Genomic DNA, 14454 nt, shown 5'->3' with positions numbered 1-14454 from the left:
GACGACAGCCTGACGCAAGCGTTAACAACAGTTAACTGGGCAGTCAATCGCTGCAAAGTGTATCGTCCACCTACCATTACTCCGAAATTAGGCCTGATTGGTGCCGATGCATGGCACTTTGACGCAACCCCTGTGGTCATAGCCTGCGAACTTCATCCGGCACCATTCTCTCTAAGGGATCTAGTCATGCTCCGTTCCTTGCGCTTCGCCGCCCTGTTTGGCGGCCTTATTTTGAGTGCGTCCGCACTGGCGGTCGATATCGACGCTGCCAGTTATGGCTACCCTTTGACCAACCCGTTCGAGGCGACTATCGCCACGACGCCGCCGGACCTGCGTCCGGAGTTGCCGCTTGACGATGACATCGACCAGGAAACCCGCAGCGTCACGTTGCGCCCGGAGCGTGAGTTCGAACTGCCGGACAACTTCTGGCCGGTGAAGAAACTGACCTATCGCATCGCCACCCAGGATAAAGCGGCCCCACTGATCTTCCTGATCGCCGGCACTGGCGCGCGCTATGACAGCAGCCTCAACGAATACCTGAAAAAGCTCTACTACAAAGCCGGTTACCACGTAGTACAGCTGTCGTCGCCCACCAGTTTCGACTTCATGAGCGCTGCGTCACGCTTTGCCACACCCGGTATCACCAAGGATGACGCCGAAGACATGTACCGGGTGATGCAGGCCGTGCGGGCACAAAACCCGAAAGTGGCCGTCACCGATTACTACCTGACCGGTTACAGCCTGGGTGCCCTGGACGCCGCATTCGTCGCGCATCTGGACGAAACCCGCCGCAGCTTCAATTTCAAGAAAGTCTTGCTGCTCAACCCGCCGGTCAACCTCTACACCTCGATCACCAACCTGGACAGACTCGTCCAGACAGAGGTCAAGGGCATCAACAACAGCACGACGTTCTATGAACTGGTACTGAACAAACTGACCCGCTACTTCCAGCAAAAAGGCTACATCGACCTCAACGATGCCCTGCTCTATGACTTCCAGCAGTCCAAGCAACACCTGACCAACGAACAGATGGCCATGCTCATCGGCACGTCGTTCCGCTTCTCGGCCGCCGACATCGCCTTTACCTCGGACCTGATCAACCGTCGCGGCCTGATCACGCCGCCGAAAACGCCTATCACAGAAGGCACGACGCTCACTCCGTACCTCAAGCGTGCGCTGCAGTGCGACTTCGACTGCTACATCACCGAACAAGTGATCCCGATGTGGCGCGCGCGCACCGACGGCGGCAGCCTGCTGCAACTGATCGACCAGGTCAGCCTGTATGCCTTGAAGGATTACCTGCACGACAGCCCGAAAATCGCGGTCATGCATAACGCCGACGATGTGATTCTCGGCCCTGGCGACCTCGGTTTCCTGCGCAAGACCTTCGGCGATCGCTTGACCGTTTATCCACTGGGCGGCCATTGCGGCAACCTTAACTACCGCGTCAACAGCGACGCCATGCTGGAGTTCTTCCGTGGCTAAATACCTCCTGCTTATCGCAGCGTTACTCTGTGCAGGCGTCGCCAATGCCGACAACAGCAAAGCCAACGCGCCAGTTGTCATCGACAATGACGGTTTCAAGGAGCCGTTGAGCAAACTGAAATTCAACCCGGGCCTGGACCAGCGCGAGTTCGAGCGCTCCACCCTCAACGCACTGAACGTGTACGACCCGCTGGAAGAGTGGAACCGCCGGGTGTATCACTTCAACTACCGCTTCGACCAATGGGTGTTCCTGCCGGTGGTCGACGGTTATCGCTACATCACGCCTGGTTTCCTGCGCACCGGCGTCAGCAACTTCTTCAACAACCTCGGCGACGTGCCGAACCTGATGAACAGCCTGCTGCAGTTCAAGGGCAAGCGTTCGATGGAAACCACCGCGCGCCTGCTGCTCAATACCACCATCGGTATTGCCGGCCTGTGGGACCCGGCCACCGCCATGGGCCTGCCGCGCCAGAGCGAAGATTTCGGCCAGACGCTCGGCTTCTACGGCGTACCGGGCGGCGCCTACTTCGTGCTGCCGATCCTCGGCCCTTCCAACATCCGCGACACCGGCGGCCTGGCCGTGGACTTCACCGCCGAAAACGCGATCAACTTCCTGAACGTCGCCGAAGTCAGCTCCAACCACCCTGAAGTGTGGATCCTGCGCAGCATCGACAAGCGCCACCAGACCAGCTTCCGCTATGGCCAGCTGAACTCGCCGTTCGAGTATGAGAAGGTGCGCTACGTGTACACCGAGTCGCGCAAGCTGCAGATCGCCGAGTAATCCGGCAGCAACAAAAAAGGCCATTCGATGCGAGTCGAATGGCCTTTTTCATGCGCGGTACTTCAAACACCACAAATCAACTGTGTCAGGCGTTAGCCTTTCACTGTTTTCCAGATCTTGCTGACAACCATCACACCCGCCAACACCACCGCACCCGCCACAATCCCCGCCACCGCGTTCAACAATGTCGGCACGATAAACCCGGCACCGCCCGCCCCCGCGCTGACGCTTTCGATCCAGTGATGAACCACCGGTACGCCGTGGGTGAGAATCCCGCCGCCCACCAGAAACATCGCCGCTGTGCCGATCACCGACAGGCTTTTCATCATGTAGGGCGCCGCACGCAAAATCCCGCCGCCGATGCTTTTAGCCATCTGGCCGGGCTTCTGGGTCAGCCACAGGCCGAGATCATCGAGCTTGACGATGCCGGCCACCAGACCATAGACGCCGATGGTCATGACGATGGCGATGCCTGAGAGCACGATGACTTGCTGGGTCAGCGACGCATCCGCCACGGTGCCGAGGGTGATGGCGATGATTTCCGCTGAAAGAATGAAGTCGGTGCGGATGGCGCCCTTGATCTTGTCCTTTTCGAACGCCACCAGATCGACCGCCGGATCGGCCACGGCTTCGACCAATTCCGCATGCTCTGCCTGATCTTCAGCCTTGCTGTGCAGGAACTTGTGCGCGAGCTTCTCGAAACCTTCGAAACACAGGTAGGCGCCGCCGACCATCAGCAACGGCGTGACCAGCCAGGGAATGAACGCACTGATCGCCAACGCCGAGGGCACCAGGATCAGTTTGTTGAGAAAGGAGCCCTTGGCAACCGCCCAGACCACCGGGATTTCCCGCTCGGCGCGTACACCACTGACCTGCTGGGCGTTGAGCGCCAGGTCGTCACCGAGCACGCCGGCGGTTTTCTTGGCGGCCATTTTGGTCATCAACGCCACGTCGTCGAGTACGGCGGCAATGTCGTCGATCAGCAACAGTAAACTGCTTCCTGCCATGAATCAGGTGTCCTTCTTGAATGAATACTGCGCAGCATAGCGTGGCCGAGCACCACACGGGGCATTCTTGAGCGTCGCGCGAGGCCGGTGCTACCATGCGCAACCGCCAGAACAGGCAAGGAACCACCTGGTTTATGAGCACTATCCGCGAGCGCAACAAAGAACTGATCCTGCGTGCCGCCAGTGAAGAATTTGCCGACAAGGGCTTCGCTGCGACCAAAACCAGTGACATCGCAGCCAAGGCGGGATTGCCCAAGCCCAACGTCTACTACTACTTCAAATCCAAGGAAAACCTCTACCGCGAGGTCCTGGAAAGCATCATCGAGCCCATCCTGCAGGCCTCGACGCCGTTCAACGCCGACGGCGTGCCCAGTGAAGTGCTGAGCGGCTACATTCGCTCGAAAATCCGCATCTCCCGCGACCTGCCCTTCGCCTCCAAGGTGTTCGCCAGCGAAATCATGCACGGCGCCCCGCACCTGAGCGCCGACCTGGTCGAACAACTGAACAGCCAGGCCAAGCACAACATCGATTGCATCCAGACCTGGATCGACCGCGGCCAGATCTCCCCCATCGACCCCAACCACCTGATGTTCAGCATCTGGGCCGCGACCCAGACCTACGCCGACTTTGACTGGCAGATCACCGCGATTACCGGCAAGGCCAAGCTGGATGAAGAGGATTATGAAGCCGCGGCGCGGACGATTATTCGGTTGGTGCTTAAAGGATGTGAGCCGGATCATTAAGATTGCGGTGACTTTATCGCTTGCACGCTAGCTCCCACAGTGATCTCTGATGCTCAGATATTCCCCTGTGGGAGCCAGCCTGCCGGCGATGGCGATAGATCAATCAATAAAGATTAAGCACTCACCCCCGCATCCGCCCGCAACCCCAACGCCTCGATCGCATTGATCGCACACTGTTCGTCGACATCCGACAGATCCCCGCTGATCCCCACCGCTCCCAGCACATTCCCGTCCTGATCCCGAATCAACACCCCTCCCGGTGCCGGCACCACACTGCCCTGCCCCAGACTGTTCAAAGCCGCAATAAACGCCGGGCGTTGCTGGGCGTCCAGTGCCAGCAGGCGAGAGCCTTTGCCCAGTGCGATCGCGCCCCAGGCTTTGCCGATGGCGATGTGCGGTCGCAGCAGGCTGGCGCCGTCTTCGCGTTGAAGCGAAAGCAGATGCCCGCCGGCATCCAGCACGGCAATGGTCAACGGGGCCGCCGAAATCGCACGCGCGGCGGAGATGGCCTGACTGGTCAGGTTGACTGCCATTTTCAAGGTTAAAGCGCTCATGGTGCCGTCCTCATTTTGTTATAGGGAAAGCGAATGGACTGCGCGTTTGTGCTGCAGACCGATGCAACAAATAGAACACAATGAGTTATTTTTTTGTATACAATAATTCTCGAAAAGCGCCCCATGCGACGAAAAGCCACAGCAGAACAGGCTTCCGACGAATGAAACAGTCGCTTGAGAAAATGGATTGACCTGCGCCGTCCGCCGTGAATACACTCTGCGCAAAGCCACTTGTATACAATTACAAAACGTAAGAGGCACAAAACCATGAGCAAAATGAGAGCAATCGAAGCCGCCGTTCTGGTGATGCGCCGCGAAGGGGTTGATACCGCTTTTGGCATCCCGGGCGCCGCGATCAACCCGCTGTACAACGCCTTGCAGAAGGTCGGTGGCATCGATCACGTCCTCGCTCGCCACGTTGAAGGCGCCTCGCACATGGCCGAGGGCTACACTCGCACCAAGGCCGGCAACATCGGCGTGTGCATCGGCACCTCCGGCCCGGCCGGTACGGACATGGTCACCGGGCTCTACAGCGCCTCGGCCGACTCGATCCCGATCCTGTGCATCACGGGGCAAGCACCCCGCGCCCGGATGCACAAGGAAGACTTCCAGGCCGTCGACATCACCAGCATCGTCAAGCCAGTGACCAAGTGGGCAACCACCGTTCTGGAGCCGGGCCAGGTGCCTTACGCGTTCCAGAAGGCGTTCTTCGAAATGCGCTCCGGCCGCCCGGGTCCGGTGCTGATCGATCTGCCGTTCGACGTGCAGATGGCCGAAATCGAATTCGACATCGATGCCTACCAGCCGCTGCCATTGGCCAAGCCGAGCGCGACCCGCGTTCAGGTGGAAAAAGCCTTGGCCCTCCTTGATCAGGCCGAACGTCCGTTGCTGGTGGCCGGTGGCGGCATCATCAATGCCGACGCCAGCGAATTGCTGGTGGAATTCGCAGAGCTGACCGGTATTCCGGTGATTCCGACCCTGATGGGCTGGGGCACCATTCCGGACGATCACCCGCTGATGGTCGGCATGGTTGGCTTGCAGACCTCGCACCGTTACGGCAACGCCACGATGCTGAAATCCGACGTCGTACTCGGCATCGGTAACCGTTGGGCCAACCGTCACACCGGTTCGGTCGACGTGTACACCGAAGGCCGCAAGTTCATTCACGTCGACATCGAAGGCACTCAGATCGGCCGCGTGTTCACCCCGGACCTGGGCATCGTGTCCGACGCCGCTGCCGCGCTGACCGTGTTCATCGAAGTCGCTCGCGAATGGCAGGCCGCCGGCAAACTGAAAAACCGCAGCGCCTGGCTGCAAGACTGCCAGCAGCGCAAAGCCAGCCTGCAGCGCAAGACCCACTTCGACAACGTGCCGGTCAAGCCGCAGCGCGTGTACGAAGAGATGAACCAGGTGTTCGGCAAAGACACCTGCTACGTCAGCACCATCGGTCTGTCGCAGATTGCCGGCGCGCAGTTCCTGCACGTCTACAAGCCGCGTCACTGGATCAACTGCGGTCAGGCCGGCCCGCTAGGCTGGACCATTCCGGCAGCGCTGGGCGTGGTCAAGGCCGATCCGACCCGCAAGGTCGTGGCACTGTCGGGCGACTATGATTTCCAGTTCATGATCGAAGAGCTGGCCGTGGGCGCGCAGTTCAAACTGCCGTACATCCATGTTGTGGTAAACAACTCGTACCTGGGGCTGATTCGTCAGGCCCAGCGCGGTTTTGACATGGACTACTGCGTGCAGCTGTCCTTCGATAACCTGAACGCTCCGGAACTCAACGGTTACGGCGTCGATCACGTCGCGGTCGCCGAAGGCCTCGGTTGCAAGGCGCTGCGTGTGTTCGAACCGGGTCAGATCCAGCCTGCCCTGCGCAAGGCTCAGGAACTGATCGAAGAGTTCAAGGTGCCGGTGATCGTCGAGATTATTCTGGAGCGCGTGACCAACATTTCCATGGGCACCGAGATCAACGCCGTCAACGAATTCGAAGACCTGGCGCTGGTCGGCAACGATGCGCCGACGGCGATTTCGTTGCTCGATTAACTTGTAGGGTCGCTCCCACAAGGATCCGGGAACGACCACCCCACACATACGGGAGACCACCATGCCGCGTTTCGCAGCCAACCTGTCCATGCTGTTCACCGAACAGGATTTCCTCGCCCGTTTTGAAGCGGCCGCCAAGGCCGGCTTCAGTGGTGTCGAATACCTGTTCCCCTACGACTTCAGCTCCGCCGACATCAAGGCCAAGCTCGACGCCAATGGCCTGACCCAGGTGCTGTTCAACCTGCCGGCCGGTGACTGGGCCAAGGGCGAGCGCGGCATTGCCTGCCTGCCGGACCGGGTCGAAGAGTTCCGCGCCGGTGTCGATCTGGCCATCGCTTACGCACAAGTGCTGGGCAACACCCAGGTGAACTGCCTGGCCGGTATTCGTCCACAGGGCATCGACGATGCCACCGTGGAAAAAACCTTTGTCGCCAACCTCAAGTACGCGGCCGACAAGCTGCAGGCGGCGGGTATCAAACTGGTGATGGAAGCGATCAACACCCGCGACATCCCGGGTTTTTATCTGAACAACACGGCGCAAGCCCTGTCGATTCGCGAACAGGTCGGCAGTGCCAACCTGTTCCTGCAATACGACATCTATCACATGCAAATCATGGAGGGTGACCTGGCCCGCACCATGGCCGCGCACCTGGGCGAGATCAACCACATCCAGCTGGCCGACAACCCTGGACGCAACGAACCGGGCACCGGTGAAATCAACTACCGCTTCCTGTTCGAACACCTGGACCGCATTGGTTATCAGGGTTGGGTTGGCTGTGAATACAAGCCGCTGACCACCACCGAAGCGGGTCTGGGCTGGCTGAAAACCCATAACGCGATTTGAAGCTGACGCAGAACCACTGTGGCGAGGGAGCTTGCTCCCGCTCGGCTGCGAAGCAGGCGCAAAACCTGAATGCCGCTTCTGCCTGATACACCACAGCGGTTGGTTTTGGGGCCGCTGCGCGGCCCGGCGCGAGCAAGCTCCCTCGCCACAGGGTGTGCTGCACACATTATTTGGCAAGACAAAAACAAGAGGAATTTCTCATGGCTAAAATCGGATTTATCGGCACCGGCATCATGGGCCACCCAATGGCGTTGAACCTGCAAAAAGCCGGTCACAGCCTGTTCCTGTCGGCGCACCACGACGCCGCGCCTGCCGACCTGGTTGCCGGTGGCGCCGTCGCTTTGGCCAACCCGAAAGAAGTCGCGCAAGAAGCCGAATTCATCATCGTCATGGTGCCGGATACTCCGCAGGTCGATGACGTACTGTTCCGCGCCGACGGCGTAGCGGCCGGTGTCGGCAAAGGCAAAATCGTGATCGACATGAGCTCGATCTCGCCCACCGCCACCAAAGCCTTCGCGACCAAAATCAACGAAAAAGGCGCGCAGTACCTCGACGCACCGGTTTCCGGCGGTGAAGTCGGCGCCAAGGCTGCGACCCTGAGCATCATGGTCGGCGGCGATGCCGACGCCTTCGAACGCGCACTGCCGCTGTTCCAGGCCATGGGCAAGAACATCACCCTGGTCGGTGGCAATGGCGATGGCCAAACCGCGAAAGTGGCGAACCAGATCATCGTCGCGCTGAACATCCAGGCCGTCGCCGAAGCCCTGTTGTTCGCCTCGAAAAACGGTGCCGATCCCGCCAAGGTACGTGAAGCGCTGATGGGCGGTTTCGCTTCATCGAAGATCCTCGAAGTGCACGGCGAACGCATGATCAAAGGCACCTTCGACCCGGGCTTCCGCATCAGCCTGCACCAGAAGGACCTGAACCTGGCCCTGCAAGGCGCCAGGGAGCTGAACATCAACCTGCCGAACACCGCGAACGCCCAGCAAGTGTTCAGCACCTGCGCGGCCATCGGTGGCAGCAACTGGGATCACTCGGCACTGATCAAGGGCCTGGAGCACATGGCGAATTTCTCGATTCGCGATAAGCAGTAAGCCCTGCCCTGAAACCTGTGGGAGCTGGCCTGCCAGCGATGAAATCGACGCGGTGTGTCTAAAAGACCTCAGCGCCTGAATCGCTAGCAGGCTAGCTCCCACAGGAACCCGAGTTGCTCTTCCAATAACAAGAATTCCGGGAGCCCGCCATGTCGGTCGATCCGCAACAATTCCTGCGCGAGCTGTTTGCCACAGCCATCGACGCGGCCCATCCGCAGCAAGTACTCGAAGCCCATTTGCCCGCCGATCGCACGGGTCGAGTGATCGTGATCGGTGCCGGCAAAGCCGCCGCCGCCATGGCCCAGGTGGTCGAGCGCTGCTGGCAGGGTGAAGTGTCCGGTCTGGTGGTGACGCGTTACGGCCACGGCGCCCCATGCGAAAAAATCGAAGTGGTCGAAGCCGCGCACCCGGTGCCGGATGCCGCCGGTCAAGCGGTCGCCAGGCGCGTCTTTGAACTGGTCAGCAACCTGACGGAAGACGACCGCGTGATCTTCCTGCTTTCGGGCGGTGGCTCTGCACTGCTCGCACTTCCCGCCGCCGGCATCAGCCTCGCCGACAAGCAATCGATCAACAAAGCCCTGCTCAAATCCGGCGCGACCATCGGCGAGATGAACTGCGTACGCAAACACCTCTCGGCGATCAAGGGCGGTCGCCTCGGCAAGGCCTGCTGGCCGGCCACTGTTTATACCTATGCCATTTCCGATGTGCCCGGCGACCTCGCCACGGTCATCGCCTCCGGCCCTACCGTGGCCGACCCAAGCACCTCCGCCGAAGCACTGGCGATTCTCAAGCGCTACGGCATCGAGGTCCCGGCCTCGGTCCGCAACTGGCTGCAAAGCCCCGACTCGGAGACGGTCAAACCCGGCGATCCGAGCCTCGCGCGCAGTCATTTCCAATTGATCGCCCGTCCACAGCAATCGCTTGAAGCGGCCGCCGTGAAAGCGCGTCAGGCCGGTTTCAGCCCGCTGATCCTCGGCGACCTCGAAGGCGAGTCCCGCGAAGTCGCCAAGATGCACGCTGGCATTGCGCGGCAAGTGGTCTTGCATGGCCAGCCATTGCCGGCGCCGTGCGTGATCCTCTCGGGCGGCGAAACCACGGTCACCGTGCGCGGCAATGGCCGAGGCGGACGTAACGCCGAATTCCTGCTCAGCCTGACCGACAGCCTCAAAGGCCTGCCCGGCGTCTACGCGCTGGCCGGTGACACCGATGGCATCGACGGCTCCGAAGACAATGCCGGCGCGATCATGACCCCGGACAGCTACGCCCGCGCCGCCGCCCTCGGTTTGAGCGCCAGCGATGAACTCGACAACAACAATGGCTACGGCTATTTCGCGGCGCTGGACGCACTGATCGTTACCGAGCCGACCCGCACCAACGTCAACGATTTCCGCGCCATTCTGATTCTCGAGAGCCCTAAACATGACGCCTGATAAAAAGGTCAAAATCCTCGCCACCCTCGGCCCGGCCACCGATGGCCTCGAAGACATCCGCGAGCTGGTGCAGGCCGGAGTCAACATCTTCCGCCTGAACTTCAGCCACGGCGATCACGCCGACCACGCCCAGCGCTATCAATGGATACGTGAAGTCGAGCGTCAGCTGAATTACCCGTTGGGCATTCTGATGGACCTGCAAGGCCCGAAACTGCGGGTCGGCAAGTTCGCCGAAGGCAAGGTGCAACTGCATCGTGGCCAGGCGCTGCGCCTGGATCTGGACCCGACGCCGGGCGACCAACGCCGGGTCAACCTGCCGCACCCGGAGATCATCGCCGCACTGGAGCCGGGCATGGACCTGCTGCTGGACGACGGCAAACTGCGTCTGCGCGTGGTCACCAAGTACGCCGATGCCATCGACACCACGGTGCTCAATGGCGGTGAGTTGTCGGACCGCAAAGGCGTGAACGTGCCGCAGGCAGTTCTGGAACTGAGCCCGCTGACGGCCAAGGATCGTCGAGACTTGAGTTTCGGCCTGGAGCTGGGTGTGGACTGGGTCGCGCTGTCGTTCGTACAGCGCCCGGAAGACATTCGCGAAGCGCGTGAGCTGATCGGTGACAAAGCGTTTTTGATGGCCAAGATCGAGAAACCGTCGGCAGTCACTCAGCTGCGGGAAATCGCTGAACTGAGCGACGCGATCATGGTTGCCCGTGGCGACCTCGGCGTCGAAGTGCCGGCCGAAAGCGTGCCGCAGATTCAGAAAAACATCATCGGCATTTGCCGCGAACTCGGTAAACCGGTGGTGGTGGCGACACAGATGCTCGAGTCGATGCGCTTCTCCCCGGCGCCCACCCGCGCTGAAGTCACCGACGTGGCCAACGCCGTGGCCGAAGGTGCGGATGCGGTGATGCTGTCGGCGGAAACCGCGTCCGGGGAGTACCCGATGGAAGCCGTGCAGATGATGAGCAAGATCATCCGCCAGGTGGAAAACGGCCCGGACTATCAAACGCAACTGGACGTCAGCCGGCCGAAGGCTGAGGCGACCGTTTCCGATGCGATCAGCTGCGCGATCCGCCGTATCAGCAACGTGCTGCCGGTGGCGGTGCTGGTCAATTACAGCGAGTCGGGGGCGTCGAGCCTGCGTGCGGCGCGGGAACGGCCGACCGTGCCGATTCTGAACCTGACGCCGAACCTGCAGACAGCTCGCCGCTTGACGGTCGCGTGGGGCGTGCACTCCGTGGTGAATGATCGGCTGCGGCAGGTGGATGAAGTGTGTTCGACGGCGCTGGAGATCGCGCAGGCGCAGGGTATGGCGCAGCGCGGGGATACGTTATTGATCACGGCGGGGGTGCCGTTTGGGCAGCCGGGGTCGACTAACTCGTTGCGTATAGAGACGTTGATTTAAAGAACGAGCTCTGTGGCGAGGGAGCTTGCTCCCGCTCGACTGCGAAGCAGTCGTCGCTTTGGCATGACGGTTCCAACAGAAAAACCGCATTCGCCGAATCGGGGTCGCTTCGCGGCCCAGCGGGAGCAAGCTCCCTCGCCACAACGTTTATGCAAGACCTTGGTTTTTCCCACTGCCCCAGACTTCATCATGCCTGCCCACCACTTCAACACCCACTGCCCCGATTGGGCGACTGCCCTGCTCAACGGCTTCAGTCAGATTTTCCTCCAGCGCCATCCGCTGTGCGGTCTGCTGTGTCTGTTGGCGATTCTTTTTACCGCACCGGCCCTGCTGGGTGGTGCCCTGCTGGGCGGCCTCGCCGGTTTGCTCACCGCGCAACGTCGCAATTACGCCAAGGCCGATCGTCAGGCCGGACTGTTCAGCTACAACGGTGTCCTCCTCGGCTTGCTGCTGAGCCTGTATTTCCCCTGGTCCGCCCTGTTGCCGCCGCTGATCATTGCCGCTGGCGGACTGAGTGCCATGCTCACCCAGCAATGGTTGAAACGCGCCCGCGACCATCATTGCCTGCCGGCCTACACCGCGCCCTTCGTCGGCATGAGCTGGTTGCTGCTGTCGTTTGCCGCGCCACAACACCCCGCGCCACTGATCGAAATGAACACGTTCAACTTGTTCGCCGCTGCGCTGAAGGGACTTGGTCAGGTGATGTTTCTCGGTCATCCGCTGGCGGGGGCACTGATTGCCGCGGGCTTGCTGCTCGCCGACCGTCGCGCGTTTATGTGGGCTTTGCTGGGCTCCGTTGTCGGACTCGGGTTCGCCTTGCTTCATCACGAAACGTCAACCGCGCTGCTGGGGCTCGGGGGTTACAACGCCGTGCTCGCCGCCCTCGCCTTCAGCGGACAACGCCACCGGCCCTGGTTGCCACTGCTGGGCATTACCCTTGCCGTATTGCTCACACCGGGCTTCGCCGCGCTCGGTCTGGCCACGCTGACCGCGCCATTCATCCTCGCGTGCTGGCTGATCCGCGCAGGCATTCGCGTGCTGCGTCAGGCCGCCGTCGACAGTGCGCCTTGCGCTACCGGGGAGAATCACCCTAGGCTGCGCTGATTCTCGATTCAGGCGTTTTCCATGGACAGCAGCAAAAACTGGCGTGAAGACCTTTACGTCATGGTTTTCCAGAGCGACACCAAGGCCGGACGGCGCTTCGACGGCATCCTGCTGTTGATCATCCTTGCCAGCATCATCATCGTGATGCTCGACAGCATCGACACGATCCACCAGAACTACGCCAACGTGCTGGCGTACATCGAGTGGGGCTTCACCGTCATCTTCGCCATCGAATATGGCCTGCGGCTCTACTGTTCGCCGAAGCCATTGCGTTACGCGTTCAGCTTTTACGGACTGGTGGATTTGCTGGCGATCGTGCCGGGCATCCTCGCGCTGTATTACGCCGATGCGCAGTATTTGCTGATTATCCGGATCATTCGGATGCTGCGGATTTTCCGCGTGCTCAAGCTCAGCCCTTATCTGAAACAAGCCAATTACCTGATGTCGGCGCTGCGCGGCAGCAAGCAGAAGATCGTGGTGTTTCTGGTCAGCGTCTGCACACTGGTAACAGTGTTCGGCACGCTGATGTACGTGATCGAAGGTCCGGAGCACGGCTTTACCAGCATTCCGAAAGGTATCTACTGGGCAATCGTGACGCTGACCACCGTAGGCTTTGGCGACATCGTGCCCAAGACGCCGCTGGGCCAGGTAATTTCCTCGCTGGTGATGATCACCGGTTACTCGATCATCGCGGTGCCGACGGGGATTTTCACCGCGGAGCTGGCAAACGCCATGCGCGGCGAACAGTTGCAACACGACTGCCCGGTGTGCAAGAAAAACAGCCATGAGCATGGCGCTGCATTTTGCTCGCGGTGCGGCAATGCTCTGTTTGAGAAACAGGAATAAGCAAAGTACTTTTTAATCTTTAAAGGACTATGCAAGCGCAGTTATAGTCGCTGGCAAATCGCCTCATTTTTAAATTAGAACAAGGAAAGCGCAGTGAAAAAACTCTTTGGCGCCTCACTTCTGGCCGCTGGCCTGGCATTGGCCAGCGTGGCTCAGGCTGCACCGACTCTGCTCAACGTTTCCTATGACGTGATGCGCGATTTCTACAAGGACTACAACGCTGCCTTCCAGAAACACTGGCAAGCCGAGCACAACGAAAACATCACCCTGCAGATGTCCTTCGGCGGTTCCAGCAAACAGGCGCGCTCCGTGATCGACGGCCTGCCGGCTGACGTCATCACCATGAACATGGCCACCGACATCAACGCACTCGCGGACAACGGCAAACTGGTCCCGGACAACTGGGTCACACGCCTGCCGAACAACAGCGCGCCGTTCACTTCGGCAACGGTGTTCATCGTTCGCAAAGGCAACCCGAAAGCGCTGAAAGACTGGCCTGACCTGCTCAAGGACGGTGTGCAAGTGATCGTGCCGAACCCGAAAACCTCGGGCAACGGCCGCTACACCTATCTGTCGGCCTGGGGTTATGTGCTCAAAAACGGCGGTGACGAGAACAAGGCCAAAGCCTTCGTCGGCAAACTGTTCAAACAAGCGCCCGTGCTCGATACCGGTGGCCGTGCCGCCACCACCACCTTCATGACCAACCAGATCGGCGACGTGCTCGTGACCTTCGAAAACGAAGCGGAAATGATTGCCCGCGAGTTTGGCCGCGACCAGTTCGAAGTCATCTACCCAACCGTCTCCGCCGAGGCCGAACCGCCGGTGTCTGTGGTCGACAAAGTGGTCGAGAAGAAAGGCACCCGCGCTGCAGCCGAGGAATACCTGAAGTACCTGTGGTCGCCGGAAGGTCAGGAAATTGCCGCCGCCAACTACCTGCGTCCACGTGATCCGGCGGTACTGGCCAAGTACAACGATCGCTTCCCGAAGGTGGATTTCCTGTCGGTGGAGAAGACCTTTGGCGACTGGCGCACCGTGCAGAAGACTCACTTCAATGATGGCGGAATTTTTGATCAGATTTACAACGGCCAGTAATTCCTGAGCCAATGAAAAAGGCGACC

At 60.3% G+C, this 14454-nt stretch carries 13 protein-coding genes; 11 read left to right on the top strand and 2 right to left on the bottom strand.

What is annotated here, in order from left to right; all coding sequences use genetic code 11:
* The first annotated feature begins 186 nt into the window (after window positions 1-186).
* Both B723_RS14085 and B723_RS14080 read left to right on the top strand, forming a co-directional pair.
* The gene (locus B723_RS14085) at window positions 187-1485 is read left to right on the top strand and encodes a serine protein kinase PrkA (protein WP_017337233.1); all 1299 of its coding nucleotides are present in this window, start codon (window positions 187-189) and stop codon (window positions 1483-1485) included.
* Entirely contained in the window at window positions 1478-2266 is a 789-nt protein-coding gene (locus B723_RS14080) for an MlaA family lipoprotein (RefSeq protein WP_017337232.1), read from the top strand. Before B723_RS14085 ends, B723_RS14080 begins: the two co-directional genes overlap by 8 nt.
* Window positions 2267-2358: 92 nt before the next feature.
* Here the strand turns inward: B723_RS14080 and B723_RS14075 are convergent, their stop codons facing one another.
* Window positions 2359-3273: a DUF808 domain-containing protein gene (locus B723_RS14075; RefSeq protein WP_017337231.1), complete on the bottom strand. Its 915-nt coding sequence runs from the start codon at window positions 3271-3273 to the stop codon at window positions 2359-2361.
* A 134-nt stretch (window positions 3274-3407) separates the two neighbouring features.
* Between B723_RS14075 and B723_RS14070 the strand changes: the two genes are divergently transcribed.
* Entirely contained in the window at window positions 3408-4016 is a 609-nt protein-coding gene (locus tag B723_RS14070; protein WP_017337230.1) for a TetR/AcrR family transcriptional regulator, read from the top strand.
* Window positions 4017-4129: 113 nt separating this feature from the next.
* Here B723_RS14070 and B723_RS14065 read toward each other — a convergent pair whose 3' ends face one another.
* Window positions 4130-4570, bottom strand: a complete 441-nt coding sequence (locus B723_RS14065) for a GlcG/HbpS family heme-binding protein (RefSeq protein WP_017337229.1) — start codon at window positions 4568-4570, stop codon at window positions 4130-4132.
* 267 nt (window positions 4571-4837) lie between these two features.
* Between B723_RS14065 and gcl the strand changes: the two genes are divergently transcribed.
* The 8 genes from gcl (at window position 4838) to B723_RS14025 (ending at window position 14428) form a co-directional block, all read left to right on the top strand.
* On the top strand, window positions 4838-6613 hold the full coding sequence (gcl, locus tag B723_RS14060) for a glyoxylate carboligase (RefSeq protein ID WP_017337228.1): 1776 nt from the start codon (window positions 4838-4840) through the stop codon (window positions 6611-6613).
* Window positions 6614-6674: 61 nt separating this feature from the next.
* Complete coding sequence (gene hyi, locus B723_RS14055; protein WP_017337227.1) at window positions 6675-7457, top strand: hydroxypyruvate isomerase; 783 nt, start codon at window positions 6675-6677, stop codon at window positions 7455-7457.
* Between the two features lie 200 nt (window positions 7458-7657).
* Window positions 7658-8551: a 2-hydroxy-3-oxopropionate reductase gene (locus B723_RS14050; RefSeq protein ID WP_017337226.1), complete on the top strand. Its 894-nt coding sequence runs from the start codon at window positions 7658-7660 to the stop codon at window positions 8549-8551.
* Between the two features lie 149 nt (window positions 8552-8700).
* Window positions 8701-9981 carry a glycerate kinase type-2 family protein gene (locus tag B723_RS14045; protein ID WP_017337225.1) on the top strand — a complete coding sequence of 427 codons (1281 nt, stop codon included), beginning with the start codon at window positions 8701-8703 and terminating at the stop codon, window positions 9979-9981.
* Window positions 9971-11386 (top strand): pyruvate kinase, encoded by a 1416-nt coding sequence (gene pyk / locus B723_RS14040; protein WP_017337224.1) that lies wholly within the window; start codon window positions 9971-9973, stop codon window positions 11384-11386. Before B723_RS14045 ends, pyk begins: the two co-directional genes overlap by 11 nt.
* Before the next feature lie 189 nt (window positions 11387-11575).
* Window positions 11576-12490, top strand: coding sequence for an urea transporter (locus B723_RS14035; protein ID WP_017337223.1), 915 nt, complete (start codon window positions 11576-11578; stop codon window positions 12488-12490).
* Between the two features lie 21 nt (window positions 12491-12511).
* A complete protein-coding gene (locus B723_RS14030; RefSeq protein WP_017337222.1) occupies window positions 12512-13336 on the top strand; it encodes an ion transporter in 825 nt (274 codons plus the stop codon).
* 93 nt (window positions 13337-13429) lie between these two features.
* The gene (locus tag B723_RS14025) at window positions 13430-14428 is read left to right on the top strand and encodes a sulfate ABC transporter substrate-binding protein (RefSeq protein WP_017337221.1); all 999 of its coding nucleotides are present in this window, start codon (window positions 13430-13432) and stop codon (window positions 14426-14428) included.
* Window positions 14429-14454 lie beyond the last annotated feature (26 nt).

Source organism: Pseudomonas fluorescens NCIMB 11764, from assembly GCF_000293885.2.
Lineage (GTDB): Bacteria > Pseudomonadota > Gammaproteobacteria > Pseudomonadales > Pseudomonadaceae > Aquipseudomonas > Aquipseudomonas fluorescens_B.
This window is presented reverse-complemented; position numbering and strand designations above follow the sequence as displayed.

Bases quoted from the DNA above. Each gene is read 5' to 3' on its own strand.
- B723_RS14035 (WP_017337223.1), top strand. From the start codon at position 11,576: ATGCCTGCCCACCACTTCAACACCCACTGCCCCGATTGGGCGACTGCC.
- B723_RS14065 (WP_017337229.1), bottom strand. From the start codon at position 4,570: ATGAGCGCTTTAACCTTGAAAATGGCAGTCAACCTGACCAGTCAGGCC.
- B723_RS14085 (WP_017337233.1), top strand. From the start codon at position 187: ATGCTCCGTTCCTTGCGCTTCGCCGCCCTGTTTGGCGGCCTTATTTTG.
- gcl (WP_017337228.1), top strand. From the start codon at position 4,838: ATGAGCAAAATGAGAGCAATCGAAGCCGCCGTTCTGGTGATGCGCCGC.
- B723_RS14030 (WP_017337222.1), top strand. From the start codon at position 12,512: ATGGACAGCAGCAAAAACTGGCGTGAAGACCTTTACGTCATGGTTTTC.
- B723_RS14045 (WP_017337225.1), top strand. From the start codon at position 8,701: ATGTCGGTCGATCCGCAACAATTCCTGCGCGAGCTGTTTGCCACAGCC.
- B723_RS14050 (WP_017337226.1), top strand. From the start codon at position 7,658: ATGGCTAAAATCGGATTTATCGGCACCGGCATCATGGGCCACCCAATG.
- pyk (WP_017337224.1), top strand. From the start codon at position 9,971: ATGACGCCTGATAAAAAGGTCAAAATCCTCGCCACCCTCGGCCCGGCC.
- hyi (WP_017337227.1), top strand. From the start codon at position 6,675: ATGCCGCGTTTCGCAGCCAACCTGTCCATGCTGTTCACCGAACAGGAT.
- B723_RS14070 (WP_017337230.1), top strand. From the start codon at position 3,408: ATGAGCACTATCCGCGAGCGCAACAAAGAACTGATCCTGCGTGCCGCC.
- B723_RS14075 (WP_017337231.1), bottom strand. From the start codon at position 3,273: ATGGCAGGAAGCAGTTTACTGTTGCTGATCGACGACATTGCCGCCGTA.